This window comes from Agrococcus sp. Marseille-P2731, assembly GCF_900117395.1.
GTDB lineage: Bacteria > Actinomycetota > Actinomycetes > Actinomycetales > Microbacteriaceae > Agrococcus.
In genome coordinates, this window is sequence record NZ_FPEG01000002.1 from 387921 (window position 1) to 413061 (window position 25141).

General features: G+C 71.4%; 26 protein-coding genes. 14 read left to right on the forward strand and 12 right to left on the reverse strand.

The features are described from left to right. Positions 1 to 393 (reverse strand): polyketide cyclase, encoded by a 393-nt coding sequence (locus tag BQ6202_RS05795; RefSeq protein WP_072313516.1) that lies wholly within the window; start codon positions 391 to 393, stop codon positions 1 to 3. Between the two features lie 47 nt (positions 394 to 440). Beyond that, a complete protein-coding gene (gene fabG, locus BQ6202_RS05800) occupies positions 441 to 1148 on the reverse strand; it encodes a beta-ketoacyl-ACP reductase (RefSeq protein WP_072313517.1) in 708 nt (235 codons plus the stop codon). Positions 1149 to 1225: 77 nt separating this feature from the next. On the opposite strand from fabG, the gene BQ6202_RS05805 reads away from it, so the two are divergent. Genes BQ6202_RS05805 through BQ6202_RS05815 form a run of 3 tightly spaced genes read left to right on the forward strand, consistent with a single transcriptional unit; the run spans position 1226 to position 2606 of the window. Then, positions 1226 to 1558, forward strand: coding sequence for a DUF3099 domain-containing protein (locus BQ6202_RS05805; protein WP_143143656.1), 333 nt, complete (start codon positions 1226 to 1228; stop codon positions 1556 to 1558). Further along, positions 1555 to 1794, forward strand: a complete 240-nt coding sequence (locus BQ6202_RS05810) for a hypothetical protein (RefSeq protein WP_327021582.1) — start codon at positions 1555 to 1557, stop codon at positions 1792 to 1794. The genes BQ6202_RS05805 and BQ6202_RS05810 overlap by 4 nt, the downstream gene beginning before the upstream one ends. Beyond that, on the forward strand, positions 1794 to 2606 hold the full coding sequence (locus tag BQ6202_RS05815; protein WP_072313519.1) for an SURF1 family cytochrome oxidase biogenesis protein: 813 nt from the start codon (positions 1794 to 1796) through the stop codon (positions 2604 to 2606). Before BQ6202_RS05810 ends, BQ6202_RS05815 begins: the two co-directional genes overlap by 1 nt. Before the next feature lie 33 nt (positions 2607 to 2639). Here BQ6202_RS05815 and BQ6202_RS05820 read toward each other — a convergent pair whose 3' ends face one another. The 3 genes from BQ6202_RS05820 to BQ6202_RS05830 form a co-directional block, all read right to left on the reverse strand. Continuing rightward, positions 2640 to 3299, reverse strand: coding sequence for a trimeric intracellular cation channel family protein (locus BQ6202_RS05820; RefSeq protein WP_072313520.1), 660 nt, complete (start codon positions 3297 to 3299; stop codon positions 2640 to 2642). Between the two features lie 4 nt (positions 3300 to 3303). Then, positions 3304 to 4914 carry an ABC-F family ATP-binding cassette domain-containing protein gene (locus BQ6202_RS05825; RefSeq protein ID WP_072313521.1) on the reverse strand — a complete coding sequence of 537 codons (1611 nt, stop codon included), beginning with the start codon at positions 4912 to 4914 and terminating at the stop codon, positions 3304 to 3306. An 89-nt stretch (positions 4915 to 5003) separates the two neighbouring features. Then, positions 5004 to 5762, reverse strand: a complete 759-nt coding sequence (locus BQ6202_RS05830; protein WP_072313522.1) for an isocitrate lyase/PEP mutase family protein — start codon at positions 5760 to 5762, stop codon at positions 5004 to 5006. A gap of 76 nt (positions 5763 to 5838) precedes the next feature. Here BQ6202_RS05830 and BQ6202_RS05835 point away from each other — a divergent pair, with 76 nt between their 5' ends. Both BQ6202_RS05835 and BQ6202_RS05840 read left to right on the forward strand, forming a co-directional pair. After that, positions 5839 to 6459 carry a biotin transporter BioY gene (locus tag BQ6202_RS05835; protein WP_072313523.1) on the forward strand — a complete coding sequence of 207 codons (621 nt, stop codon included), beginning with the start codon at positions 5839 to 5841 and terminating at the stop codon, positions 6457 to 6459. An 88-nt stretch (positions 6460 to 6547) separates the two neighbouring features. Beyond that, entirely contained in the window at positions 6548 to 8323 is a 1776-nt protein-coding gene (locus tag BQ6202_RS05840) for a DEAD/DEAH box helicase (protein WP_072313524.1), read from the forward strand. 21 nt (positions 8324 to 8344) lie between these two features. On the opposite strand, the gene pnuC is transcribed toward BQ6202_RS05840, so the two are convergent. The 6 genes from pnuC to sufB are packed head-to-tail and all read right to left on the reverse strand — an operon-like array spanning position 8345 to position 13172. Then, a complete protein-coding gene (pnuC, locus tag BQ6202_RS05845; RefSeq protein ID WP_072313525.1) occupies positions 8345 to 9046 on the reverse strand; it encodes a nicotinamide riboside transporter PnuC in 702 nt (233 codons plus the stop codon). A 3-nt stretch (positions 9047 to 9049) separates the two neighbouring features. Further along, complete coding sequence (locus tag BQ6202_RS05850) at positions 9050 to 9382, reverse strand: metal-sulfur cluster assembly factor (protein ID WP_143143657.1); 333 nt, start codon at positions 9380 to 9382, stop codon at positions 9050 to 9052. Beyond that, positions 9382 to 10140: a Fe-S cluster assembly ATPase SufC gene (gene sufC, locus BQ6202_RS05855; RefSeq protein ID WP_072313527.1), complete on the reverse strand. Its 759-nt coding sequence runs from the start codon at positions 10138 to 10140 to the stop codon at positions 9382 to 9384. Before sufC ends, BQ6202_RS05850 begins: the two co-directional genes overlap by 1 nt. 49 nt (positions 10141 to 10189) lie before the next feature. Further along, positions 10190 to 10519, reverse strand: coding sequence for a non-heme iron oxygenase ferredoxin subunit (locus BQ6202_RS05860; protein WP_072313528.1), 330 nt, complete (start codon positions 10517 to 10519; stop codon positions 10190 to 10192). Beyond that, positions 10516 to 11754 (reverse strand): Fe-S cluster assembly protein SufD, encoded by a 1239-nt coding sequence (sufD, locus tag BQ6202_RS05865; protein ID WP_072313529.1) that lies wholly within the window; start codon positions 11752 to 11754, stop codon positions 10516 to 10518. The genes BQ6202_RS05860 and sufD overlap by 4 nt, the downstream gene beginning before the upstream one ends. Beyond that, positions 11754 to 13172, reverse strand: a complete 1419-nt coding sequence (sufB, locus tag BQ6202_RS05870) for a Fe-S cluster assembly protein SufB (protein ID WP_072313530.1) — start codon at positions 13170 to 13172, stop codon at positions 11754 to 11756. The genes sufD and sufB overlap by 1 nt, the downstream gene beginning before the upstream one ends. A 191-nt stretch (positions 13173 to 13363) precedes the next feature. On the opposite strand from sufB, the gene BQ6202_RS05875 reads away from it, so the two are divergent. The 3 genes from BQ6202_RS05875 (at position 13364) to BQ6202_RS05885 (ending at position 15815) form a co-directional block, all read left to right on the forward strand. Further along, entirely contained in the window at positions 13364 to 14278 is a 915-nt protein-coding gene (locus tag BQ6202_RS05875) for a COX15/CtaA family protein (RefSeq protein WP_234946133.1), read from the forward strand. Then, on the forward strand, positions 14275 to 15276 hold the full coding sequence (locus BQ6202_RS05880; RefSeq protein ID WP_083587045.1) for a Ppx/GppA phosphatase family protein: 1002 nt from the start codon (positions 14275 to 14277) through the stop codon (positions 15274 to 15276). The genes BQ6202_RS05875 and BQ6202_RS05880 overlap by 4 nt, the downstream gene beginning before the upstream one ends. A gap of 95 nt (positions 15277 to 15371) precedes the next feature. Further along, positions 15372 to 15815: a GNAT family N-acetyltransferase gene (locus BQ6202_RS05885; protein WP_234946134.1), complete on the forward strand. Its 444-nt coding sequence runs from the start codon at positions 15372 to 15374 to the stop codon at positions 15813 to 15815. A gap of 96 nt (positions 15816 to 15911) precedes the next feature. Here BQ6202_RS05885 and BQ6202_RS05890 read toward each other — a convergent pair whose 3' ends face one another. Next, entirely contained in the window at positions 15912 to 16853 is a 942-nt protein-coding gene (locus tag BQ6202_RS05890; RefSeq protein ID WP_083587046.1) for a heme o synthase, read from the reverse strand. A 186-nt stretch (positions 16854 to 17039) separates the two neighbouring features. Between BQ6202_RS05890 and tkt the strand changes: the two genes are divergently transcribed. Genes tkt through pgl form a run of 6 tightly spaced genes read left to right on the forward strand, consistent with a single transcriptional unit; the run spans position 17040 to position 25134 of the window. Beyond that, positions 17040 to 19169, forward strand: a complete 2130-nt coding sequence (gene tkt / locus BQ6202_RS05895; protein WP_072313532.1) for a transketolase — start codon at positions 17040 to 17042, stop codon at positions 19167 to 19169. A 20-nt stretch (positions 19170 to 19189) separates the two neighbouring features. After that, positions 19190 to 20305 carry a transaldolase gene (gene tal / locus BQ6202_RS05900; RefSeq protein ID WP_072313533.1) on the forward strand — a complete coding sequence of 372 codons (1116 nt, stop codon included), beginning with the start codon at positions 19190 to 19192 and terminating at the stop codon, positions 20303 to 20305. Then, a complete protein-coding gene (locus BQ6202_RS05905) occupies positions 20302 to 21897 on the forward strand; it encodes a hypothetical protein (RefSeq protein ID WP_072313534.1) in 1596 nt (531 codons plus the stop codon). The genes tal and BQ6202_RS05905 overlap by 4 nt, the downstream gene beginning before the upstream one ends. After that, on the forward strand, positions 21894 to 23492 hold the full coding sequence (gene zwf, locus BQ6202_RS05910; RefSeq protein WP_072313535.1) for a glucose-6-phosphate dehydrogenase: 1599 nt from the start codon (positions 21894 to 21896) through the stop codon (positions 23490 to 23492). Before BQ6202_RS05905 ends, zwf begins: the two co-directional genes overlap by 4 nt. Continuing rightward, complete coding sequence (locus tag BQ6202_RS05915; RefSeq protein WP_072313951.1) at positions 23489 to 24427, forward strand: glucose-6-phosphate dehydrogenase assembly protein OpcA; 939 nt, start codon at positions 23489 to 23491, stop codon at positions 24425 to 24427. The genes zwf and BQ6202_RS05915 overlap by 4 nt, the downstream gene beginning before the upstream one ends. Beyond that, the gene (pgl, locus tag BQ6202_RS05920; protein ID WP_072313536.1) at positions 24424 to 25134 is read left to right on the forward strand and encodes a 6-phosphogluconolactonase; all 711 of its coding nucleotides are present in this window, start codon (positions 24424 to 24426) and stop codon (positions 25132 to 25134) included. The genes BQ6202_RS05915 and pgl overlap by 4 nt, the downstream gene beginning before the upstream one ends. The last annotated feature ends 7 nt before the right edge of the window (positions 25135 to 25141 follow it).

Here is a 25141-nt window from a genome sequence, read left to right on the forward strand (position 1 = left end):
CTAGGCCTCGAGCAGGGCCCGCAGGCGCTCGAGGTCGGCGGCGACCGCCCGCGCATCCGCCTCGAAGGCCGCTGCGCTCACGCCGTCGAGCCGTCGCAGCGAGAACACCACCTCAGCCCCGAGCGGATGCGCGAGGACGCGAAGCGGGTTGTGCACCACCGCGCCGTCCGGCAGCGTCACGTCGTGGTCCAAGACGCCGAGGTCGTTGGGCGGCGCGAAGCGCACGCGCACCTCTCCCATGGGCGACTCGACGACGAGCTCGTCGCCCTCGCGGCGCAGCGCACCAGCGGCGAGACCCGCGGCCCACTCGGGCAGGTGCTCGTCGCTGCCCGCGAACGCCCACACCTCGGCGGGCGCTCGACGGACCACGATGCTGAGGTGGCGAGACTCCATGGCGGCTCTCGGGTCGGCGCTCGGTCGTCGATCGTCCACGCAGGCCGTCAGTGGCCCATGCCGAGGCCGCCGTCGACGGGGATGACGGCGCCCGAGATGTAAGCGGCCTCGTCGCTCGCGATCCAGCGCACGACGTTCGCGACCTCCTCGGGCGAGGCGTAGCGGCCGGCCGGGATCGCCTTCCGGTACTCCGCCTGCGTCGCCTCGTCGAGCTCGGCCGTCATGTCGGTCTCGATGAACCCGGGGGCGACGACGTTGGCGGTGATGCCCCGCGCGCCGAGCTCGCGCGTGATCGAGCGGGCGATGCCGACCAGACCGGCCTTCGACGCCGAGTAGTTGACCTGGCCGGGTCCGCCGTAGAGGCCGACGACGCTCGAGATGAGCACGACGCGGCCCCACTTGGCGCGCAGCATGCCCTTCGAGGCTCGCTGCGCGACGCGGAACGCGCCGGTCAGGTTCGTGTCAACGACCTCGGAGAAGTCCTGCTCGCTCATGCGCATCAGCAGCGTGTCACGCGTGATGCCGGCGTTCGCCACCACCACCTCGACCGGGCCGAGCTCGGCCTCGACGGTCGTGAACGCCGCATCGATCGAGGCGCTGTCGGTCACGTCCGCGGCCACCGCCAGAGCGCCCTCTGGCCCGGAGCCGTCGCGCGAGGTGATCGCGACGCGGTGGCCGGCGTCGAGGAAGGCCTGGGCGATCGCGCGGCCGATGCCGCGGTTGCCGCCGGTGACGAGCACGGTGCGAGAGGTCATGCCTGCAAGCCTAGGGCGCGATCCATCGCTCAGGCACAGCGACCGAGTGGGCGCCCAGGCGTAGAGTTGTGGACGCCATGCGAGAGCACAGAACCTGGAACGACAGAGTTCGGAAGCGCGGCTCTCGAGAGAGCGCCGGATCGCTCACCGATCTCCCCATGTCGCCCGACGAAGACCGTCAGCGGCGATTCCGGCTGTACTTCCTGCTCATGCTGGTGCGCGTCGCCTGCCTCGGCATCTTCTTCATCGTGCCCGAGTGGTGGAAGCTGATCCCGGCGTTCTTCGCCGTCTTCATCCCCTACTTCGCGGTCGTCATCGGCAGCGTGCCGACCCATCAGCAGCCGGAGCGCATCGAGGTGCCGAACGCGCTGCCGCCGGGGCCTTCGAGCCAGCCGGGCCAGCAGCCGTGAGCCTGCTCTCGATGCTCGGCGGCGGCCAGGCGACGGCGCCGTGCTCGTCGGCGGGCTGCACGGCGGATGCAGCGCACGCCGTCCACTGGCGCAACCCGCGCATCCACTCGGCCGACCGGGTGAAGACCTGGGCGGCGTGCGAGGCCCACCGCGACACGCTCGCCGCGTGGCTCGAGTCGCGCGGGTTCCCGACCGTCGTGACGCCCTTCGGTGAGACGGTCGAGCGGGTCGCCTGATGCTGCGCCTCCTCCGCGAGCCTCGCTGGCTCGGCTACCTCGCCCTTGCCCTCGTGTTCGCGGTCGTCTGCTGCCTGCTCGGCATGTGGCAGTGGGATCGGCGCGAGACGGCACTGACGGCCATCGACCGCCTCGAGTCCAACTACGACCGCGACGCCGCGCCGCTCGAGGCGGTGCTGCCGGAGCCGAGCGCCTTCGACCCCGACCAGCAGTGGACGCCCGTCGAGCTCGAGGGCGAGTACGTGACGGATGCGCAGCTGCTGCTCCGAGGGCGCTGGCGGGGAGGCGACGTGGGCTTCGACGTCGTCGTGCCGTTCCGCACCACGACCGGCGCCGTGTTCGTCGTCGACCGCGGCTGGATCGACCAGGCCTCTGGCGCGGAGCAGCCCGTCACCGAGCCCGCGACGCCCGTCGGTCCGACGACGGTGGTCGCGCGACTGCGCCCGAACGAGGGCCAGATCGCCGGGCGCGGCGCGCCAGAGGGGCAGATCGCCTCGGTCGACCTGCCCTCCATCGCCGACTCGCTCGCGCGGCGGGGCGTCGCCGACACCACCTACACCGGCGCCTACGGCCTGCTGGTGAGCGAGGGCGGGGCGGCGCCGGCGGACGTGGCGATCGCGAGCCGGCCGGTGCTCGACGAGGGGCCGCACCTGTCGTACACGCTGCAGTGGTTCGTCTTCGCGCTCGGCGGCTTCGCGGCGGTCGCGTGGGGCATGCGCGAGGAGCTGCGATCGGCCTCCCCTGTCGAGCGCCCGCAGCGCGTGCGTCGTACCGACTCGGACATCGAGGACGACATCCTCGATCTGCGCTGATCGGCTCACCGAGCGGCGCTCCGGCCCGCTCGCTCAGTCGCGGATGATCGTGATCGCCTCGGTCTTCAGCGCCGGCACGCGCCAGTGCAGCAGCTCGCTCGCGATGCGCAGCGCGCACACGCACGCCGCGATGATCGCGAGCACGTACCACTGGCCGTACCCGAGGGCGCTGGCGGCCGCCGCCGCGCTCGAGCCCACGAGGGCCGGCAGCAGGTAGAGGCGCGAATCGCGGCGGAAGACGGCGGGGATGTCGTTGGCGAGCGCGTCGCGGAGGATGCCACCGCCGATGCCGGCGAGCATGCCGACGATCGCCGAGCCCACCGGGCTCACCCCGAGCTCGATGGCCTTCCTCGCGCCCTCGACCACGAAGATGCCGAGCCCGATGGCATCGAAGAGGAGCACCGGCTTCGTGAGCGTCGCCATCCACCGGTGCAGCACCCACACGAGCAGTGCCCCGCCGAGCGCGACCAGCGGCATCCACCAGTCCACGAGCGCCGCGACGGGCGTCGCGCCGATGAGCACGTCGCGCAGCATGCCACCGCCCGTGGCCGTGACGACCGCGAGCCCCGCCATGCCGACGAAGTCCATGCGCTTCTCGACGGCGAGCAGCGCCCCGGAGATCGCGAAGGCGAGGATGCCGATGCTCGAGAACGCATCGCGAGCGACCGCGAGCCAGCCGGTCGGCTCGTCCATGGCGCTAGGCCAGCCCGATCAGCTCGAGGTACTCCGGGCTCCAGAGATCTTCGGTCCCGTCGGGCATGATCAGCACGCGCTCGGGGTCGAGCGCCTCGACGGCGCCCTCGTCGTGGCTCACCAGGATGACGGCGCCCTCGTAGGCGCCGAGCGCCCCGAGGATCTCCTCGCGGCTCGCGGGATCGAGGTTGTTCGTCGGCTCGTCGAGCAGCAGCAGGTTGGCGCTCGAGACGACGAGCATCGCGAGCGAGAGCCGCGTCTTCTCGCCGCCGGAGAGCACGCGAGCCGGCTTGTCGGCGTCGTCACCCGTGAAGAGGAACGAGCCGAGCACGCGGCGCGCCTCGGTCGAGGTGATCTCGGGCGACGCGGTCACCATGTTCTGCAGCACGCTGCGCTCCACGTCGAGCGTCTCGTGCTCCTGGGCGTAGTAGCCGACCCGCAGGCCGTGGCCGCGCTCGATCTCTCCCGTGTCGCTCTCCGAGACCCCGGCGAGGATCCGCAGCAGCGTCGTCTTGCCCGCACCGTTGAAGCCCAGGATCACGACGCGCGAGCCGCGGTCGACGGCCAGGTCGACGGCGGTGAAGATCTCGAGCGAGCCGTAGGACTTCGAGAGGTCGCGCGCCATGATCGGCGTCTTGCCCACCGGTGCCGGCTTCGGGAAGCGCAGCTTGGCGACCCGATCCACCGCGCGCTCGTCCTCGAGCCCAGCGCGCATCCGCTCTGCGCGCTTCGCCATCTGCTTGGAGGCGACTGCCTTCGACGCCTTCGCGCCCATCTTCGCCGCCTGCAGCTCGAGCTGGCCGGCCTGCTTCTCCACGTTCGCGCGCTCGCGCTTGCGACGCTCCGCGTCGGCCTCGCGCTGCCGCAGGTACAGCTTCCAGCTCATGTTGTAGATGTCGATGACCTGGCGGTTCGCGTCCAGGTAGAAGACGCGGTTCACGGTCTCCTCGACCAGCTGCACGTCGTGGCTGATCACCATCAGACCGCCCTGGTAGCCCTTGAGGAACTCGCGCAGCCAGACCACCGAGTCAGCGTCGAGGTGGTTGGTGGGCTCGTCCAGCAGCATCGTGTCGGCGCCGGAGAAGAGGATGCGCGCCAGCTCGATGCGGCGGCGCTGGCCGCCGGAGAGCGTCTCGAGGGGCTGGTCGAGGATGCGGTCCGGCAGCTGCAGGTTCGAGGCGATCGCCGCGCCCTCGGCCTCGGCCGCGTAGCCGCCGAGCGCGAGGAAGCGATCCTCCAGGTGGCCGTAGCGACGCATGGCATCATCGGCGACGGAGCCGCCCTCGCCCATCTGCTCGCTCGCGATCCGCATGCCCTCGACGATCTCGCCGAGCCCTCGAGCATCGAGGATCCGCCGGCGCGCGGTCTGCTTGGGATCGCCAGAGCGCGGATCCTGCGGCAGGTAGCCGATCTCGCCGCTGCGGTCGATCGTGCCGACGGCGGTGTGGCCGTCGCGGTCGTCGCTGATGCCGGCGAGCACCTTCGTGAGCGTGGTCTTGCCCGCCCCGTTCCGACCAACCAGGCCGATCTTGTCCCCGGCCGAGATGCGGAACGAGACGTCGCTCATCAGGGTGCGGGGGCCGATGGAGAGCTCGAAGCCGGACACAGCGATCATGCGCGCGCAAGCCTCTCGTGACGGGGGTGGGGGTTCGGCACGCGATGAGCGGGCCAGCCGTCCAGCCTATCAGCGGTGGGCGCCGCAGCTCACCGCCAGGCGCGCACGAGCTCGTCGATGGTGTCCGTCAGCGCTGCCTGCAGCAGCGGGCCGAAGGTCACGCGGCGCGCTCCGCTGGCCCTGATGGCGGCGAGGTCGCCGACGACGGCGCCCGAGATCGGATGCGCGGTCACGTTCACCGGGAGCGTCACGCGCTCGAGGATCGCGGCGAGCGCCTCTGCGCTCGGCGGCATCACGGGGTAGAGCGAGCGCGCCCCGGCCTGCTCGCACAGCTCCATGCGCATGATCGCCTGCTCCAGCGGGTCGGCGCCGGCCAGCAGCTGCGGGCGGGCGAAGGCGTCGGTGCGGGCGTTGATGACGACCTCCACGCCGGCCGCGTCCGCAGCGGCGCGCATGTCGGCGATGTAGTCGGCGTGCTCCTGCGGCTCGCGCATGCGACCCTCGGCGTGCACGGTGTCCTCGATGTTGAGGCCGACGGCACCCGCCGACAGCAGCCGGTCGATGAGCTCGGCCGCGGGGGTGCCGTAGCCCGACTCGAGATCTGCGGAGACGGGGACCTCGACCGCCGCCGCGATGCGGGCGACGCCCTCGAGCGCCTCGTCGAGCGCCATCTGCTCGTTGTCCCCCTGCCCGCGGGACTCGGCGAGCGGGTGGCTGCCGACGCTGATCGCGGCGAACCCCGCGTCGACGACGGCGCGGGCGGACCACGCATCCCAGACGGTCGGCAGCACGACGAGCTCGTCGTGCATGCGCAGCAGTGCGGTGGCCTTGGAGGTGAGATCGCTCATGGGGTCAGGCTATGCGCGGCGACGACTCGTCAGCCAGATGCCGCTCGCTTCCATCGCACCGTCATAGGCTGTGGCCATGACCGCTGCCGCTGTGCCCATCACCCGCCGCACCGTCCTGGCCGACGCCCTCGTCGGCCAGCGCACCCTTGCGAAGGACCTCCTGCTCGTCGTCGCCGGTGTGACCGTCGTGGCGGCGCTCGCGCAGGTCGAGATCCCGATGTGGCCGGTGCCGATCACGGGCCAGACGCTCGGCGTCATGCTCGTCTCCGCAGCGCTCGGCTTCCGCCGCGGCGTCTCGGCGATGGTCGGATATCTCGCGCTCGGCCTCGCCGGCGCCCCGGTCTTCGCGGGCTTCACGGGCTCGATCGCGGCGATCGGCAAGCCGAGCTTCGGCTTCATCATCGGCTTCATCGCGACCGCGGCCGTCGTCGGCTGGCTCGCCGAGCGCCGCTGGGATCGCCGCCCGGTGCTCGCGGTCGCGCTGTTCGGCCTCGCGAGCCTCATCCCGTTCGCCTTCGGCGTCCCCTACATGGCCGCGGTCCTCGCTGCGCTCGGCACGCCCGTCGACCTCGCCGGCGCGCTGAGCGTGGGCTTCCTGCCGTTCATCGTCGGCGGGCTCGTCAAGTGGGCGATCGCCGCCGCGGCGCTGCCCGCGGCATGGGCGGGCGTTCGAGCGCTCGACCGCTCGGCCGACTGACGCCGGCCGCACCCGCTGCCGCCCTCTCGGCCGCGTCGGCCGGCGCATCCGTCGACGGACGACGCCCGCACCGCGTAGCGTTGCGGTCATGACTGACGAGCAGCACACCGACGCACCCACCGCCGAGAGCGAGCGGATCACCTTCGCGAGCCTCGGCTTGCCGCCGGGCATCCTGCGCGCGCTCGACGACGTCGGCTACGAGACGCCCTCGGCGATCCAGGCCGAGACCATCCCCGTGCTGCTCTCCGGTCGTGACCTGATCGGCCTCGCGCAGACGGGGACCGGCAAGACCGCAGCCTTCGCGCTCCCCGTGCTGGCGGCCGTCGACGTGGCGAAGCGGAGCCCGCAGGCACTCGTGCTGACGCCCACGCGAGAGCTCGCCGTGCAGGTCTGCGAGGCCTTCGAGCGCTATGCGGCGCACCTGGGCGGCGTCCACGTGCTGCCGATCTACGGCGGGCAGGGCTACGGCGTGCAGCTGTCGGCGCTGCGTCGCGGCGTCCACGTCGTGGTGGGCACGCCCGGCCGCATCATGGACCACCTCGCCAAGGGCACGCTCGACCTCTCGGGCCTGACGCACGTCGTGCTCGACGAGGCCGACGAGATGCTCCGGATGGGCTTCGCGGAGGACGTGGACCAGATCCTGCAGGCGACGCCGGCCGAGAAGCAGGTCGCGCTGTTCTCGGCGACGATGCCGCGGCAGATCCGCGCCATCTCGCAGCAGCACCTGCGGGAGCCCGCGGAGGTGACGGTGCGCTCCGGCGCGTCGAGCTCCCCCAGCATCCGCCAGCGCGCGCTGATGGTCTCCTACCAGCAGAAGCTCGAGGCGCTCACCCGGGTGCTCGAGGTGGAGCCGTTCGAGGGCGCCATCGTGTTCACGCGCACGCGCAACGAGACCGAGACGGTCGCGGAGCGGCTGCGCGCACGCGGCTACGCCGCCGCCGCGATCTCGGGCGACGTCGCTCAGCCGCAGCGCGAGAAGACCATCGAGCAGCTGCGCTCCGGCGACCTCGACGTGCTGGTCGCCACGGACGTCGCGGCACGAGGCCTCGACGTCGAGCGCATCAGCCACGTCATCAACTACGACCTGCCGATCGACACGGAGTCCTACACGCACCGCATCGGCCGCACCGGCCGCGCAGGCCGCACGGGCGACGCGATCAGCTTCGTCACGGCGCGCGAGCGACGGATGCTGGGCACGATCGAGAAGGCCACACGCAGCACCGTGACGATCATGCCGATGCCGAGCGCCGACGAGGTCAACTCGACCAGGCTCACGCGCTTCGACGACGCCATCACGGCGGCCCTCGGCCAGAGCGACCGGATCGAGCGCTTCCGCGAGATCGTGGCCCACTACGTCGAGCACCACGACGTGCCGCAGGAGGACGTCGCTGCCGCGCTCGCCGTGGTGGCGCAGGGCGACACTCCCCTGCTGCTCGACGAGCAGGCGGATCGCGCCCTGCAGGCCTCCCGCGCCGCGCGGACCGACCGTCCGGAGCGCAGCGACCGGCCTGCCCGCGCCAGCGACGAGGGCGGCGAGCGCCGATCGCGACGCGGCCCGTCCGATGCGACGACCTACCGCCTGGCGGTCGGCAGCCGCCGCGGTGTGGAGCCGCGACAGATCGTCGGCGCTCTCGCGAACGAGGGCGGACTCGGCCGCGATGACTTCGGCAGGATCCAGATCAACTTCGACTTCACGCTCGTCGAGCTGCCCCAGCTCGATCGGTCGCAGCTCGAGAAGCTCTCGAAGACCCGGATCCTCGGGGTGCCGATCGACATCCGGGCCGACACGGGCCGGCGCGAGGGTGGCCGCGGCGGCCGTGACGACAGGCCGCAGCGCAAGCCGCGCCACGATCGCGACCGCTAGCGCGCGCGGCGGTCGACGCGCTCAGTCGTCGACCGCTGCCACCCGCGGATCGGGCAGCAGGGTCTCGACGGCGGGCTTCTGGCGCGCCCGCGACCAGACGATGAAGCCGACGAGCGTGAAGGCGCCGTAGAACGCGTACATCACGGCCGTCGCCCAGTAGCCGGCGCTCAGCAGCAGCGGCACGCCGACGATGTCGACGGCGATCCAGACGAGCCAGAACTCCGTCCAGCCGCGCGCCATGCCGTAGGTCGCCAGCAGCGAGCCCACGAAGGTCCAGGCGTCGGCCCAGACCGGCTCGTACGAGCCGAGGATGCGGAACAGCGGCGTGATCGCGACGGTGCCGACCACGAGCACGATCACGAGCACCGCGCGCTGGCGCCACGAGGCCCAGCGGGGCACGATCTGGCCGTCCGCCGAGCGCGCCTGCCGCCAGCGCCTCCAGCCGTAGATCGCGACGGCGATGAACATCACCTGTCGCCCGGCCTGGCCGAGCAGGGCGGGCATCTCGTGCGCCGGGTCGAGGAGCGTGCCGAGGAAGACGGTCAGCAGCAGCACGTTGCCGACGATGCCGACGGGCCACGCCCAGGCGCGGCGAAGCATGCCGCCGAGCGCGCTCGCGAGGCCGAAGGCGTTGCCGACGACCTCGCGCAGCAGCAGCTCCTGGCCGCCGCCGACCGGGATCGTCGCGGTGTAGAGCGCGACGATCCAGTCGACCGGCTGCATGCGCTAGATCGTGAAGCCGAGGGCCCGCATCATCTCGCGACCATCCTCGGTGATGCGCTCGGGCCCCCACGGGGGCATCCACACCCAGTTGATGCGGAACTGCTCGACGTGGCCGTCGAGCTTCTCGGCGATCTCGGTCTCGATCACGTCGGTCAGCGGGCAGCCGGCCGAGGTGAGCGTCATCGAGATGACGAGGGCATCCTGCTCGTCGTCCCAGGCGAGGTCGTAGATGAGCCCGAGGTCGACGATGTTGACGTCGAGCTCAGGGTCGACGACATCCTTCAGCGCTTCTGTGAGCGCGTCGAACTTCGCTGCTTCGACCTCGATCAGCGCCATCAGACACCTGCCTTCAGGTACCGATCGTAGCCCTCCTCCTCGAGGCGGTGGGCGAGCTCGGGGCCGCCCTGCTCAGCCACGCGGCCGTCGACGAAGACATGCACGTGGTCGGGCTCGATGTAGCGCAGGATGCGCGTGTAGTGCGTGATCAGCAGCACGCCGAGGCCGGTCTCGCCCTTGACGCGATTGACGCCCTCGGACACGATCCGCAGCGCGTCGACGTCGAGGCCGGAGTCGGTCTCGTCGAGCACGGCGAAGCGGGGGCGGAGCAGCTCGAGCTGCAGGATCTCGTGACGCTTCTTCTCGCCGCCGGAGAAGCCCTCGTTGACGTTGCGCTCGCCGAAGGAGGAATCCATGCGCAGCTTCTCCATCGCGCCGCGCACGTCGCCGATCCACTCGCGCACGCGCGGTGCCTCGCCTGCGATCGCCGTCTTCGCGGTGCGCAGGAAGTTCGACACCGTCACCCCGGGGATCTCGACCGGGTACTGCATGGCGAGGAACAGACCGGCGCGGGCGCGCTCGTCGACGCTCATCTCCAGCACGTCCTCGCCGTCAAGCGTGATCGATCCACCTTCGACGGTGTAGCGCGGGTGCCCGGCGATCGTGTACGCCAGGGTCGACTTGCCAGAGCCGTTGGGGCCCATGACCGCGTGGATCTCGTCGGAGTTGATGGTCAGGTCGACACCCTTCAGGATGTCCTTCTTGCCCTGCTCGGTCTCGATCGAGACCTGCAGGTCCTTGATGTCCAGGACGCTCATCGCGCTTCCTTCCTTCGCGGCGGCAGCCGCGACGCAGACGGGGTCTGCTCTAGCTCAGGGTCAGTGGGTTCTTGACGTCGACGAGCACGTCGTCGCCGTCGATGGTCACGGGGAAGACCGGCACGGGCTCGTACGCCGGGAGGTTCTGCGGCACGCCGGTCCTCAGCGCGAACTGCGAGCCGTGGGCCCAGCACTCGATCGCGTCACCCTCGACGAAGCCCTCGGAGAGGGAGATCTCGCCGTGGGTGCAGGTGTCGCCGATCGCGTGGATGTCGCCGGCCGAGTCCTTCACGATGGCGATCGCGACGCCATCGAGCTCGACCTTCACAGCCGAGCTCACGGCGACGTCCTGCACACCGCACGCGCGCTGTGCGGTCATGCGCCAGCCTTCGACGCCGGCGCGAGGCCTGCACCGCGGCGCAGCTCCTCGTCGATCGCCTCCGCGAGGCGCTCCTCGATCTCGGGCACGCCGATCTTCTGCACGATCTCCATCAGGAAGCCGATCACCACGAGGCGACGCGCCTCCTCCTCGTCGATGCCGCGCGACTGCAGGTAGAACAGCTGCTCGTCGTCGAAGCGGCCGGTGGCCGAGGCGTGACCGGCACCGGCGATGTCGCCGGTCTTGATCTCGAGGTTCGGGATGCTGTCGGCTCGCGCACCGTCGGTCAGCACGAGGTTCTGGTTCTTCTCGTAGCTGTCGGTGCCGGTCGCGTCGCTGCCGATCAGCACGTCGCCGATCCACACCGAGCGTGCGCCCGTGCCCTGCAGGGCGCCCTTGTAGAGCACGTCGCCGCGCGTCTCCACGCCCTCGTGGTACATGAAGACCTGGCTCTCGATGTGCTGTCCCGCATCCGAGAACGACAGGCCGAACATCTCGCCCTCGGCACGGTGACCCGCGAGGCGCATCGACGGGTTGACCCGCACGACGCCGCCGCCGAACGAGACCACCATGTGCTTCAGGTAGGCGCCGTCGCCGACGACCGCCTGGTGCGCGGCGGCGTGGACGGTGTCGTCCTGCCAGTCCTGCACCGAGATGAGCGTCAGGCGAGCGCCCTCGCGCACGATGATCTCGAGGTTCTGCGCGTACTGCGCCGAGCCCGAGTGGTGCAGCACCACCGTGCTCACCGAGCCGGGCATGGCCTCGACGACGATGTGCGCGTTCGCGTGGCGGTCGGCGCCCGTGCCGTGCAGGCGGGCGATGACGGGCTCGGCGAGCACCTCGCCCTCTGGCAGGCGGATGTGGAGCGCGTCCTCGCAGCGCTTCCACGCGATCGCGCTGACGACGTCCTCCGGGCGGAAGACCTCGCCGCGGACGGCGGCCTCGAGGCCGCTGGAGGCCACGAGCAGGCCGCGTGCCTCGAGCCCCGCGAGGTCGTAGTCGATGCCGGAGGCGTCGCCCGTCTCGGTCTCCTCGTCGACGAACAGCGGCGCCAGGCGCTTCGTGTCGGAGAGCTTCCAGTTCACCTCGCGCCCCGTGGGGGTGCCGAAGTCAGCCGGATCGAAGGACGTCGGGCGCTCGGAGCGCGTCTGGATGGGGACGAAGCGCTCCGCCGGGTCGGCGGTCGCCAGGTGGGCCGGCACCAGGTGGTTCGGTGTGGTGTCAGTCGCAGTCATCAGCCGACGGATCCTTCCATGCTCATCTCGATGAGCTTGTTGAGCTCGAGGGCGTACTCCATGGGCAGCTCGCGCGCGATCGGCTCGATGAAGCCGCGCACGATCATCGCCATCGCCTCGGTCTCCTCGAGGCCGCGCGACATGAGGTAGAACAGCTGCTCCTCGCTCACCTTCGACACGGTCGCCTCGTGGCCGAGCACCACGTCGTCGACCCGGATGTCGATGGCCGGGTAGGTGTCGGAGCGCGAGATGGTGTCGACCAGCAGCGCGTCGCAGACGACGCTGTTGGCCGAGTGGTGAGCGTTGGCGTCCACGCGGACCTCGCCGCGGTAGCCGGCGCGGCCACCACCGCGGGCGATCGACTTCGAGACGATCGACGACGTCGTGTACGGCGCCATGTGGACCATCTTGGCGCCGGCGTCCTGGTGCTGGCCGGGGCCTGCGAAGGCCACCGAGAGCGTCTCGCCCTTGGCGCGCTCGCCCACGAGGTAGATCGACGGGTACTTCATCGTCACCTTGGAGCCGATGTTGCCGTCGATCCACTCCATCGTCGCGCCCTCTTCGGCGATCGCGCGCTTCGTGACGAGGTTGTAGACGTTGTTCGACCAGTTCTGGATCGTCGTGTAGCGCACGCGGGCGTTCTTCTTCACGATGATCTCGACGACCGCGGAGTGCAGCGAGTCGGACGAGTAGATCGGTGCCGTGCAGCCCTCGATGTAGTGCACGTACGAGCCCTCGTCGGCGATGATGAGCGTGCGCTCGAACTGGCCCATGTTCTCGGTGTTGATGCGGAAGTAGGCCTGCAGCGGGATCTCGACGTGGACGCCCTTCGGCACGTAGACGAACGAACCGCCCGACCACACCGCCGTGTTCAGCGCGGCGAACTTGTTGTCGCCCGCAGGGATCACGGTGCCGAAGTACTCCTCGAAGAACTCGGGGTGCTCCTTGAGCGCCGTGTCGGTGTCCATGAAGATGACGCCCTGGGCCTCGAGGTCGGCCTGGATCGAGTGGAACACGACCTCGGACTCGTACTGCGCGGCGACACCGGAGACGAGCCGCTTCTTCTCGGCCTCAGGGATGCCGAGGCGGTCGTAGGTGTTGCGGATGTCCTCCGGGAGGTCCTCCCAGGTCTGCGCCTGGCGCTCCGTGGAGCGCACGAAGTACTTGATGTTGTCGAAGTCGATGCCGGAGATGTCGGCACCCCACGTCGGCATCGGCTTGCGCTCGAACAGCTGCAGGCCCTTGAGCCGGCGCTCGAGCATCCAGTCGGACTCGCTCTTGAGCTCGGAGATCTCGCGGACCACCTGCTCGCTCAGTCCTCGCTTGGCGATGGCTCCGGCTTCGTCGGAGTCATGCCACCCGAACTCGTACTGCCCCAGGCTCTCGAGCTCGGGCCGGTCGATCAGGACGTCGGACATCAGCTCCCCCTCTCTACGCTTCACATCTATAACCCGGCGGTGCTCCACGGCATTCCGCGCGACCCTCGAACCCTCGCGAACAGGCCATACTGGAAGGGCCTTCGCACATGCCTCGCCGCTGCTCGCGGCACGGGGGTTCGGAGCCGATGGGCTCCCCTTGATCCTATCGCGAACGGCAGGAGAGGTGCACTGTGCTCACGCGCTCGCGCAGCCTGATGGTCGCGGCCTGGACGACCCTCGTCACGCAGATCGTCATCGTCGGGACCGGCGGGGCGGTCAGGCTCACCGGTTCGGGGCTCGGATGCTCCGAGTGGCCCAACTGCGTGCCGGGCTCGTTCGTGCCCGTGCCCGAGCAGGGCATCCACGGGGTGATCGAGTTCGGCAACCGCGTCTGGGGCGGCGTCGTGGTGGTCGTCGCGCTCATCATGCTCGTGCTCGCGATCCGGCAGCACGCCCGACGCACCGTCGTCACGCTCGCCGCGCTCATCCTCGGCCTGTCCATCCTCCAGGCGCTCATCGGCGCCGTCGTGGTCTGGATGGAGCTGCGCCCCGACACCGTCGGCATCCACTTCTTCATCTCCGTCATCCTGGTGGCGCTCGCCGCGGTGCTCACCTGGAAGGTGGTGGCCGGGGCGCGTGGCCCGAAGGTCGCGCCGCGGTGGCAGACGATGCTCGTGCACCTCACGACGGTCGTGCTCGCCGTCGTGATCGTCGTCGGCGTGCTCACCACCGGCTCCGGCCCGCACGCGGGCGACGGCGGCGCCGCCCGCAACGGCCTCGATCCGGCCGTCATGCAGCACGTGCACGCCTGGCCCGGCTACGCGCTGCTGGCGCTCGTGCTCGGGGTGGTGGTCGCGGCAGCCGCCCGGGGGCCTCGCGCGCACCTGCGCTGGTCGCTCGCGCTGCTCGGCGTGATCCTGGTGCAGATCGTGGTGGGCATCGTGCAGTCGCGCACCGGCCTGCCGATCCTGCTCGTCGGGATCCACATGGTGCTCTCGGTGATCACGACGGCGCTCGGCGTCGCGGTGGTGCTCTCGCTGCGCCCCTCCGCCGAGGCCGCCGAGCCGCGCGACGACAGCCGCGCGCTGGCAAGATCGGGCGCATGACGCGCGCACTCCCCCGGCCCACGCCGCGCAGCGAGAGGCCGGAGGACGGCTCGATCGGCGCGGTGCAGCACGGCGCGCGCCTGGGCGTGCTCGACATCGGCTCGAACACCGTGCACCTGCTCATCGTCGATGTGCGGCTGGGCGGCCGGCCGGTGCCGCAGCGCTCGCACAAGCTGACCCTGCGGCTCATGCGCTACCTCGACGATCAGGGCGCCATCGACGACGAGGGCGTCGCCGCGCTGCTCGCTGCGATCGGCGAGTGCGCCGAGATCGCTCGCGGCGAGCGCCTCGACGACTTCGTGGTGATGGCGACGAGCGCGCTGCGGGAGGCGGCGAACGGCGAGGAGGTCATCGCCAGGATCGAGCGCGAGGCCGACGTCAGCCTCGACATCCTCTCCGGCCCCGACGAGGCCCGCCTCACCTCCCTCGCCGTGCGCCGCTGGTTCGGCTGGTCGGCGGGGCGCATCCTGCTGCTGGACATCGGCGGCGGGTCGCTCGAGATCGCCAGTGGGCAGGATGAGGAGCCCGACGTCGCCATCTCGGTGCCGCTCGGCGCCGGCCGGTCGACGGTCGGGTTCTTCCACGCCGATCCGCCGTCGCTCATCGACCAGCGCGCGCTGCGGATGTACGCCAAGAGCGTGCTGGACGACGCGGTCTCGCAGGTCAAGCCCTTCGGCAGGCCCGATCACGTGGTCGGCTCGTCGAAGACCATCCGATCGCTCGCCCGGCTCGCCGGCAACCTGATGCCGGGCGTGGGCGACGCCGATCGCGCCGTCCTGAGCCGCAAGCAGCTGGACGACTGGCTGCCGCGGCTCGCGAAGATGGATGCGGACTCTCGCGCCGCGCTCCCGGGCATCACCCCCGATCGCACCTTCCAGGTGATCGCCGGCGGCATCGTGCTCTCGGAGGCGATGCGAGCCTTCGGCATCAAGTCGCTCGACGTCAGCCCCTGGGCGCTGCGCGAGGGCCGCCTGCTGCAGATGCTCGACCGGGTCTGATCGTGCTCGCCGCACTCGAGCTCCCCTGCGCGCTGGAACTGCCTCGAGCGTCGCGTGCGGGCTATGTCCTCCGGCGCGGAGTCCACGCGGATCTCGTGGCTCTCGTGGCGCTGCTGGTCGACGACGAGCTCGCGGCCGCTCGCGGTGAGACGCCGGATGCCTCGCCGGCGACCCGCTACATCACTGCGCTCGCCGAGGTGCTGGCCGAGCCGTCGAACGAGCTCGTCGTCGCCATCGACGCCGAGGGGCAGCTCGCGGCCACGATGCAGCTCACCCGCATCCCCGGGCTCGCGCGCCGCGGCGCGACGCGGTTGCAGATCGAGGCAGTGCGCGTCGGCGCCCAGCACCGCGCGGCCGGGCTCGGCACCGCGATGATGCAGTGGGCGATGGGGCCCGCGGCGGTGGCGACCGGGAGCGCGCTCGTGCAGCTGACGTCGGACGAGCAGCGGCCGGATGCGCACCGATTCTACGAGCGACTGGGGTTCGTGGGGTCGCACCGCGGGTTCAAGTGGGAGGTCGGACCGGCCTTGCGCGACTGACCCTTCGACGCGCTCTGCGCGCTGCGCGCGCAGAGCGGCTCGAGGAGCTGGCCTGGTCACTGAGCCGTTGCGCGCCCGCAGGGCCCAGCGCGTCGACTAGAAGGGCAGCAGCGGGTCGACGCCGACCGCGAGGAAGATGAGCGTCAGGTAGGTGTTCGAGGCGTGGAAGACGCGCATCGCGCGCAGCTCCGAGGCGCCGGCGATCGCGCGGCCGTAGAGCGCGTGCGACTCCCCGATGAACCAGGCGCCCGCGATCACCGCGATGGCCGAGTACAGCAGCCCCATGCCCGCGACCGGGATGAGCAGCAGCGTGCACGCGAGCGATGCCCAGGCGTAGAGGATGACCTGGATGCCCACCATCTGCTTGCCGCGCACGACACCCAGCATCGGCACATCCGCCGCCTCGTAGTCGTCGCGGTACTTCATCGACAGCGGCCAGTAGTGCGCCGGCGTCCAGAGGAAGACGAGCGTGAAGAGGATCCACGCGGGCCAATCGAGCGTGCCGGTGACACCGGCCCAGCCGATGACGACCGGGAAGCAGCCCGCGATGCCGCCCCAGACGATGTTCTGCTCGGTGCGGCGCTTGAGCAGCATCGTGTAGATCAGGACGTAGAAGGCGATGGCGGCGACCGACAGCCCAGCGGCGAGCGGCGTCGCGAACACCCACAGCACGGCGGTCGAGACGACCGCGAGCGTCCACGCGAACACGCGCGCCTCGGCGACCGACAGGGTGCCGGTCACGAGCGGGCGCTGCTGCGTGCGGCGCATGACCCGGTCGATGTCGCGGTCGAGGATCATGTTGAACGCATTGGCGCTGCCTGCGCTCAGGAACCCGCCGATGAGCGTCGCGACGAGCGCACCGATCGGCGGCACGCCGCCGGCAGCGAGGAACATCGTCGGCAGCGCCGTGATGAGCAGCAGCTCGATCACGCGCGGCTTCGTCAGCGCGACGTAGGCCTTCGCCTTGACGGCGAACCGGGATGCCTGCTGCCCTTCGTCCGCGGGCGTGGTGACGCCGGGCGAAGCCGTGTTCGACATATGCAGCGGGATCCGTTCAGACGAGGTCAGGGGCCGTGAGCCAGCCTCCATCCTATCGGACGCGCGGCGTCACGCTGCGGGTTCGGACCCGCGCCCGGATGCACGTGCTCACTATGCTGGAGGGGTCGCAACGTCTGTCCCGCAGCGGCCCGCCGATGGCGTGGGCTGCCCGATGAAGGAGCCTCCTTGGCATTCGAATGGACCACCAACGACCAGCAGGCAGTCGACACCGCGCGTGTCCTCGCCGCAGACGCCGTGGAGAAGGTCGGCAACGGCCACCCCGGCACGGCGATGAGCCTCGCCCCGGTCGCGCACCTGCTCTTCCAGAAGGTGATGGACCGCGATCCCGCGGATGACGCGTGGCTCGGCCGCGACCGCTTCATCCTGTCGGTCGGCCACTCCTCGCTGACGCAGTACGTCCAGCTCTACCTGACGGGCTCCGGCCTCGAGAAGCACGACATCGAGTCGCTGCGCACCTGGGGCTCGCTGACCCCCGGGCACCCCGAGTACCGCCACACGAAGGGCGTCGAGATCACCACCGGCCCGCTCGGCCAGGGCCTCGCATCCGCCGTCGGCTTCGCCTACGCACAGCGCTTCGAGCGCGAGCTGCTCGACCCGGCCGCCGCTGAGGGCGAGAGCCCCTTCGACCACTACACCTACGTGATCGCCGGCGACGGCGACCTGCAGGAGGGCGTCACGAGCGAGGCGGGCTCGCTCGCCGGCCACCAGCAGCTCGGCCGCCTGATCGCGATCTACGACGCGAACGCCATCTCGATCGAGGACGACGTCGACATCGCCTTCACGGAGGACGTCAAGGGTCGCTACGAGGCCTACGGCTGGCAGGTGCTCGAGGTCTCGTGGCGCCAGGGCGACCACCCGACCGCCGACGACTACGTCGAGGACGTCGAGGCGCTGCACGCGGCGATCGAGCAGGCGAAGGCCGAGACCGGCAAGCCCTCGCTCATCATCCTGAAGACGATCATCGGATGGCCCGCGCCGACGAAGCAGGGCACGGGCAAGATCCACGGATCCAAGCTGGGCACCGACGAGGTCGCCGGGCTCAAGGAGCTGCTCGGCTTCGACCCGGAGCAGTCCTTCCAGGTCGACGACGCCGTCATCGAGTACACCCGCGGCAACGCAGCCTCGCGCGCCGAGGCGGCGCGCGGCGCCTGGCAGGAGCGCTTCGACGCATGGGCGAGCGCCAACCCGGAGCGCAAGGCGCTGCTCGACCGCCTGCTCTCCGGCGCACTGCCCGAGGGCGTGGAGTCGGCGCTGCCGTTCTTCGAGGCCGGCACCGAGGTGTCGACGCGCGCGGCCTCGGGCAAGGTGCTCAACGCTCTCGCCGAGGTGCTGCCGGAGCTCTGGGGCGGCTCGGCCGACCTCGCCGAGTCGAACAACACGACGCTCGAGGGCAAGGGCTCCTTCGCGCCGGTCGAGCACGGCACCAGCGCCTGGCCCGACGCCTCCGCCGGCGGTCGCACCCTGCACTTCGGCATCCGCGAGCACGCCATGGCCGCGATCCTCAACGGCATCGTGCTGCACGGCCCCACCCGCGTGTACGGCGGCACCTTCCTGATCTTCAGCGACTACCAGCGCCCGGCGCTGCGCCTCGCCGCGCTCATGGCGGTGCACCCGATCCACGTCTGGACCCACGACTCGGTGGCGCTCGGCGAGGACGGACCGACCCACCAGCCCATCGAGCAGCTCGCGACGCTGCGCGCGATCCCCGGCTTCGAGATCGTTCGGCCCTCCGACGCCAACGAGACGGCGTGGGCGTGGAAGACGATCCTCGAGCGGCGGGACAAGCCGGTCGGCATCGCGCTGACGCGCCAGAACCTGCCGGTGCTCGAGCGCGGCGAGGGCGAGGCCACCGGCGACACGCTCGCGGCGGCCTCGAACGTCGCCAAGGGCGCCTACGTGCTCGCCGAGGCCCAGGGGGTGTCGGCAGAGGGCGGCACGCCCGACGTGCTGCTGATCGCGACCGGCTCCGAGGTGCAGCTCGCCCTCGAGGCCCGCGAGCAGCTGCACGCGGAGGGCATCGCCGCCCGCGTGGTCGCGGCACCCTCGCTCGAGTGGTTCGCCGAGCAGTCGGCGGAGTACCGCGAGTCGGTGCTGCCGGCCGCCGTCACGGCGCGCGTCTCGGTCGAGGCGGGCTCGGCGCTCAGCTGGCACCGCATCGTGGGCGACGCCGGCCGCACGGTCGCGATCGACCACTTCGGGGCCAGCGCCGACTACAAGACCCTGTTCCGCGAGTTCGGCTTCACGGCGGAGGCCGTGGTCGAGGCCGCTCGCGCATCCATCGAATCGGCTCGCTGAGCGAGCCAGGAGGCAAGGATATGAACGAGAACACCCAGGCGCTCAGCGACGCCGGCGTCAGCATCTGGCTCGACGACCTCTCGCGCCAGCGCATCACGAGCGGCAACCTCGCGGAGCTCATCGCCGAGCGCAACGTCGTCGGCGTGACGACCAACCCGACGATCTTCGCGAACGCGATCGCCGCGGGCGAGACCTACGAGGCATCCGTGCGCGAGCTCGCCGCGGGCGGTGCCGACGTCGACGAGGTCATCACCTCGCTCACGACGACCGATGTGGCGGATGCGTGCGACATCTTCGCCGACGTCTACCGCCAGTCGGGCGGCGTGGACGGCCGCGTCTCCATCGAGGTCGAGCCCGGTGCCGCGCGCGACACCGCCCGCACCGTCGAGCTCGCGGCGATGCTGCACGAGCGGGTCGGCCGCGAGAACGTGCTCATCAAGATCCCCGCCACGCAGGAGGGGCTCGAGGGCATCGCCGCGACGATCGGTGCGGGGATCAGCGTCAACGTCACGCTGATCTTCTCGCTCGACCGCTACCGCGACGTCATCAACGCCTATCTCACGGGCCTCGAGCGGGCGCAGCAGGCGGGCCACGACCTGTCGAAGATCCACTCGGTCGCCTCGTTCTTCGTCTCGCGCGTCGACAGCGAGATCGACAAGCGCCTCGAGGCCATCGGCACCGACGAGGCCGCGGCGCTCAAGGGCAAGGCCGGCATCGCGAACGCGCACCTCGCCTACCGCGTGTGGCAGGAGGCCTTCGCCACCGAGCGCGCCGAGACGCTGCTGGCCGCCGGCGCCACCGCGCAGCGGCCGCTGTGGGCGTCGACCGGCGTCAAGGATCCGGCGCTGCCCGACACCCTCTACGTCACCGAGCTCGTGGCACCGCAGACGGTGAACACCATGCCCGAGAAGACGCTCGAGGCGCTCGCCGACCACGGGCAGGTCCGCGGCGACGCGATCTCCGGCGGCTTCGAGGCTGCCGAGGACGTGCTCGACGCGCTCGACGCGATCGGCGTCTCGTACACCGAGGTCGTCGAGCAGCTCGAGACCGAGGGGCTCGAGAAGTTCGACGCCTCGTGGGCAGAGCTGGTGCAGACGGTGCAGGAGCACATGGAGCACGCGGAGGCGGGAGCATGACCTTCTCGATCCACGCCTCTGGCGCGGCTGCAGAGGCGATCGAGCGAGTCGTGCCGCAGCTCGTCGCCGACGGCGTCGCTGGCCGACTGGTCTCCGGCGACGCCACCCTGTGGGGCCAGGCAGCAGAGGCCGAGGCATCGGTCCGGCTCGGATGGGTCGAGGCCGCCGCAGGCACGCGCGGCATCGTCGACGACGTCGAGGCGCTGCGCAAGCAGCTGCGCGAGCGCGGCGTCGACCGCATCGCGCTCGCCGGCATGGGTGGCTCGTCGCTCGCGCCAGAGGTCATCACGCGCACCGAGGGCGTCGACCTGACGGTGCTCGACTCGACGGAGCCCGGGCAGGTGCGCCGCGCCCTGCGCGACGGCCTCTCCCGCACGGCGCTGGTCGTCTCGTCGAAGTCGGGCTCGACGCTCGAGACCGACAGCCAGCGCCGCGCCTTCGAGGCGGCCTACCGCGAGGCGGGCATCGACCCGACCGAGCGCATCATCGTGGTCACCGATCCCGGCTCGCCGCTCGACGGCGACGCCCGTCGCGCCGGCTACCGCGTCTTCAACGCCGACCCCAACGTCGGCGGCCGCTACTCCGCGCTGACCGCGTTCGGCATCGTGCCGTGCGGCCTCGCCGGCGTCGACGTGCGCGAGCTCATCGACGAGGCGATCGCGGCGCTGCCGGAGATCAGCGAGGACTCGGAGGACAACCCCGGTCTGCAGCTCGCCGCGGCCATCGCGGCAACTCGGCCGCTGCGCGACAAGACCGGCATCGTCACCGATGGCACGCACATCGTGGGCCTCGGCGAGTGGGCCGAGCAGCTCATCGCAGAGTCCACCGGCAAGGAGGGCGTCGGCGTGCTGCCGATCGTGCTCGAGCGCGATGCGCCTGAGCTCGCCGCCGGCCTCGCCGACCTGCAGGTCGTGCGGCTCGTCGGCTCCGCCCAGGAGACCCGCGAGGTCGCCGAGGGCGAGGTGGAGGTCGCGGGCACGCTCGGCGCGCAGCTGCTGGTGTGGGAGTTCGCCGTGGCCGTCGCCGGTCGCATCCTCGGCATCAACCCCTTCGACCAGCCCGACGTGGAGTCGGCGAAGATCGCCGCGCGCGGCCTGCTCGACGACCTGCAGCCGCCCGCGGCACCGGTCGCCGTCGATGCGGGCATCGAGGTGCGCGGCACCGCGGCCGTCGCGCTCGACTCTGTCGACGCATCCATCGACGCACTGCTCGCGCAGCTCGGCGACGGCGGCTACCTCGCGATCCACGCCTACCTCGACCGCATCGGCCAGCCGCGCTTCGAGCGGCTGCGCAGGGCCTTCGCGGCGCGCACCGGCCGCCCGGTCACCTTCGGCTGGGGTCCGCGGTTCCTGCACTCGACCGGGCAGTACCACAAGGGCGGCACGCCGAACGGCGTCTTCCTGCAGCTGCTCGGCACCCCGCACGAGGACCTCGAGATCCCGGGCAGGCCCTTCACCTTCGGGCAGCTGATCCAGGCGCAGGCCGCCGGCGACGCGAGCGTGCTCGCCGAGCACGGTCGGCCGGTGCTGACGCTCACGCTCGACGAGCTCGACGACGGTCTCGAGCGGCTGCTCGCCGCCGCCGCCCGATGACCGAGGCCACGGCCGGGGAGGGCTCGGCGGCGCAGGACGCGCACGCCCCCTCCCCGGCGGCCGCCGTCGCGGCCGGGCAGAACCCGCTTCGCGACTCCTCCGACCAGCGCCTCACGCGCATCCCCGGTCCGAACGCGCTCACGTTCTTCGGCGTCACGGGTGACCTCGCGCGCAAGAAGCTGCTGCCTGCCGTCTACGACCTCGCCAACCGCGGCCTGCTGCCGCCGGGCTTCGGCCTCGTCGGCTTCGGCCGTCGCGAGTGGAGCCACGAGGAGTTCGCCGACGTCGTGCGCGAGGCCGTGCAGCAGCACGCCCGCACCTCGTTCCGCGAGTCGGTGTGGCGCCAGCTCGCCGAGGGGATCCGCTTCGTGCAGGGTGACTTCGACGACGACGCGGCCTTCGACCGGCTCGCCGAGGTGCTCGCAGAGCTCGACACCTCGCGCGGCACGATGGGCAACCACGCGTTCTACCTCTCGATCCCGCCGAACGCCTTCCCGCTCGTCACCCAGCAGCTGAAGCGCTCGGGCCTGGCCGAGGGCGACGGGGATCGCTGGCGGCGCGTGGTGATCGAGAAGCCGTTCGGGCACGACCTCGCCTCCGCGCGCGAGCTCAACGCCGTCGTCGAATCGGTGTTCCCCGCCGACAGCGTCTTCCGCATCGACCACTACCTGGGCAAGGAGACGGTGCAGAACATCCTCGCGCTGCGCTTCGCGAACGCCCTGTGGGAGCCGATCTGGAACGCCAACCACATCGACCACGTGCAGATCACGATGGCCGAGGACATCGGCGTCGGAGGGCGTGCCGGGTACTACGACGGCATCGGCGCCGCGCGCGACGTGATCCAGAACCACCTGCTGCAGCTGTTCGCGCTCACGGCGATGGAGGAGCCGGTCTCCTTCGACGCCGCGGACCTGCGCGTCGAGAAGGAGAAGGTGCTGCGCGCCGCGCGCGTGCCGCTCCCCCTCGAGCACGCCGCCGCCCGCGGGCAGTACGCCGGCGGCTGGCACGGCGGCGCGCAGGTCAAGGGCTTCCTGCAGGAGGACGGCATGCGCCCGGACTCCGGCACCGAGACCTATGCCGCCATCAAGCTCGAGGTCGACACGCGCCGCTGGTCGGGCGTGCCCTTCTACCTGCGTGCCGGCAAGCGCCTCGGGCGCCGCGTGACCGAGATCGCGATCGTCTTCAAGCGCGCCTCGCAGTACCTCTTCGGCGACTCCGACCTGCGCACCATGGGCGAGAACGCGCTCGTGATCCGCGTGCAGCCCGATGAGGGCGTCTCGATGCGCTTCGGCTCGAAGGTCCCGGGGCCCGGGATGCACGTGCGCGACGTGACCATGGACTTCGGCTACGGCCACGCGTTCACCGAGGAGAGCCCCGAGGCATACGAGCGGCTCATCCTCGACGTGCTCCTCGGCGACCCGCCGCTGTTCCCGCGGCACGAGGAGGTCGAGCTCTCCTGGAAGATCCTCGACCCGATCGAGGCGCACTGGGAGGCCGAGGGCGGCCCGGTGGAGCAGTACGAGCCGGGCTCGTGGGGCCCGCGCGGCGCGCACGAGCTGCTCGACCGCGACGGCAGGCACTGGAGGCGACCGTGATCATCCGACTCTCACGCACGAACACCGCAGAGGTGCAGCGGCGGATGCTCGAGATCCGCGAGGAGGGCGGCGTCGTCGCGCTCGGCCGGGTCCTCACCCTCGTCATCCACACGCAGATCGGCGGCGAGGAGGAGGCGATCCGCGCCGCCAACCAGGCGTCGCGCGAGCACCCCATGCGCGTCATCGTCGTCTCCCGCAACCCGGATCACGTCAATGCCGGCGAGGAGCCGCGGCTGGACGCCGAGATCCGCGTGGGCGCAGACGCGGGCGCGAGCGAGGTCGTGCTGCTGCAGTGCTACGGCGAGCTCGGCTCGCACCTGCTCGGCATCGTGCAGGGGCTGCTGCTGCCCGATGCACCCGTCGTGGCGTGGTGGCCGAGCTTCATGCCCGACACCCCCTCGGCGTCGCAGCTCGGCCAGATCTCCCAGCGGCGCATCACCGACTCCGGCAAGCAGCGCGACCCCCGCGCAGCGATCGATGCACTGGCCGCCTGCTACGCCGCCGGCGACACCGACCTCGCGTGGACGCGGCTGACGAACTGGCGCGCCCACATGGCCGCGCTGCTCGACCAGCCGCCCTTCGAGCCGGTGCACTCCGGCGTCGTCGCCGGCGACCTGGCGAACCCGAGCGTGCAGCTGATGGCCGCGTGGCTGCGGCTGCGGCTCGGCGTGCCGATCGAGACGACCGAGGCGGGCGACACCCCGACCGGCTCGAGCGGCCTGCACTCGGTCGCGCTGGAGCGCGACAGCGGCGCCTCGTCGCTCACGCGCCTGCGCGACTCGGTCGGGATGCTGCGGCAGCCGGGCCAGCCCGAGCACCACGTGGCGCTCTCGACCCGGGGACTCGAGGACCAGCTGGCCGAGGAGCTGCGCAAGCTGGACGCCGACGACATGTACCGGCAGGTGCTGCAGGAGATCGTGCGGGAGCACCGATGAGCGTCATCGTCCACGCCGACCGCGCTGCGCTCGTCGCGCAGACCGCCGACCGCCTGACGGCACTGCTGCAGGAGCTCGTGAAGGCCCAGGGCAGCGCCACCGTCGCCGTCACGGGCGGCTCGGTCGGCACTGCGCTGCTCGAGGCGCTCGCTGACCGCGACATCGACTGGCAGCGGGTCGTGATCACGTGGAGCGACGAGCGCTACGTCGCGGCCGACTCCCCCGACCGCAACGCGGTGCAGGCCAGGGAGGCGCTGCTGGACCGTGTGCCGATCCCCGCAGCGAACGTGCGCGAGCTGCCGGCGGACGACGGCACGCCGCTCGACGACGCGGCGGCCGCGGGCACTGGCCTGCTGCGCGCGCTCGGTCGGGTCGATCTGACGCTGCTGGGCATGGGGCCGGATGCGCACATCGCGTCGCTCTTCCCCGGGCTGCCGGGGGTCCACGAGTCGGGCATCGCGGTCATCGGGGTCACCGACTCCCCCAAGCCGCCGCCCACGCGGCTGAGCTTCACCGTGGACGCGGTCAACGCATCCGATCGGGTGTGGCTCGTGGTCGCCGGTGCTGACAAGGCGGAGGCCGTGGCGCTCGTGCGCAGCGGCGCCGGCCCGGCCGAGGCTCCCGCGAGCGCAGCGGCCGGGCGTGTCGAGACTCTCCTGCTGCTGGACGACGAAGCGGCCGCCCTCCTGGAGGAGGACGGCCGCTGAGTCGGGG

Bases quoted from the DNA above. Each gene is read 5' to 3' on its own strand.
- zwf (WP_072313535.1), top strand. From the start codon at position 21,894: ATGACCGAGGCCACGGCCGGGGAGGGCTCGGCGGCGCAGGACGCGCAC.
- BQ6202_RS05825 (WP_072313521.1), bottom strand. From the start codon at position 4,914: ATGATCGCTGTGTCCGGCTTCGAGCTCTCCATCGGCCCCCGCACCCTG.
- BQ6202_RS05805 (WP_143143656.1), top strand. From the start codon at position 1,226: ATGCGAGAGCACAGAACCTGGAACGACAGAGTTCGGAAGCGCGGCTCT.
- BQ6202_RS05905 (WP_072313534.1), top strand. From the start codon at position 20,302: ATGACCTTCTCGATCCACGCCTCTGGCGCGGCTGCAGAGGCGATCGAG.
- BQ6202_RS05890 (WP_083587046.1), bottom strand. From the start codon at position 16,853: ATGTCGAACACGGCTTCGCCCGGCGTCACCACGCCCGCGGACGAAGGG.
- BQ6202_RS05835 (WP_072313523.1), top strand. From the start codon at position 5,839: ATGACCGCTGCCGCTGTGCCCATCACCCGCCGCACCGTCCTGGCCGAC.
- BQ6202_RS05850 (WP_143143657.1), bottom strand. From the start codon at position 9,382: ATGGCGCTGATCGAGGTCGAAGCAGCGAAGTTCGACGCGCTCACAGAA.
- BQ6202_RS05830 (WP_072313522.1), bottom strand. From the start codon at position 5,762: ATGAGCGATCTCACCTCCAAGGCCACCGCACTGCTGCGCATGCACGAC.
- pgl (WP_072313536.1), top strand. From the start codon at position 24,424: ATGAGCGTCATCGTCCACGCCGACCGCGCTGCGCTCGTCGCGCAGACC.
- BQ6202_RS05795 (WP_072313516.1), bottom strand. From the start codon at position 393: ATGGAGTCTCGCCACCTCAGCATCGTGGTCCGTCGAGCGCCCGCCGAG.
- BQ6202_RS05840 (WP_072313524.1), top strand. From the start codon at position 6,548: ATGACTGACGAGCAGCACACCGACGCACCCACCGCCGAGAGCGAGCGG.
- sufB (WP_072313530.1), bottom strand. From the start codon at position 13,172: ATGTCCGACGTCCTGATCGACCGGCCCGAGCTCGAGAGCCTGGGGCAG.
- sufC (WP_072313527.1), bottom strand. From the start codon at position 10,140: ATGAGCGTCCTGGACATCAAGGACCTGCAGGTCTCGATCGAGACCGAG.
- BQ6202_RS05880 (WP_083587045.1), top strand. From the start codon at position 14,275: ATGACGCGCGCACTCCCCCGGCCCACGCCGCGCAGCGAGAGGCCGGAG.
- BQ6202_RS05860 (WP_072313528.1), bottom strand. From the start codon at position 10,519: ATGACCGCACAGCGCGCGTGCGGTGTGCAGGACGTCGCCGTGAGCTCG.
- sufD (WP_072313529.1), bottom strand. From the start codon at position 11,754: ATGACTGCGACTGACACCACACCGAACCACCTGGTGCCGGCCCACCTG.
- pnuC (WP_072313525.1), bottom strand. From the start codon at position 9,046: ATGCAGCCGGTCGACTGGATCGTCGCGCTCTACACCGCGACGATCCCG.
- BQ6202_RS05815 (WP_072313519.1), top strand. From the start codon at position 1,794: ATGCTGCGCCTCCTCCGCGAGCCTCGCTGGCTCGGCTACCTCGCCCTT.
- tal (WP_072313533.1), top strand. From the start codon at position 19,190: ATGAACGAGAACACCCAGGCGCTCAGCGACGCCGGCGTCAGCATCTGG.
- BQ6202_RS05820 (WP_072313520.1), bottom strand. From the start codon at position 3,299: ATGGACGAGCCGACCGGCTGGCTCGCGGTCGCTCGCGATGCGTTCTCG.
- fabG (WP_072313517.1), bottom strand. From the start codon at position 1,148: ATGACCTCTCGCACCGTGCTCGTCACCGGCGGCAACCGCGGCATCGGC.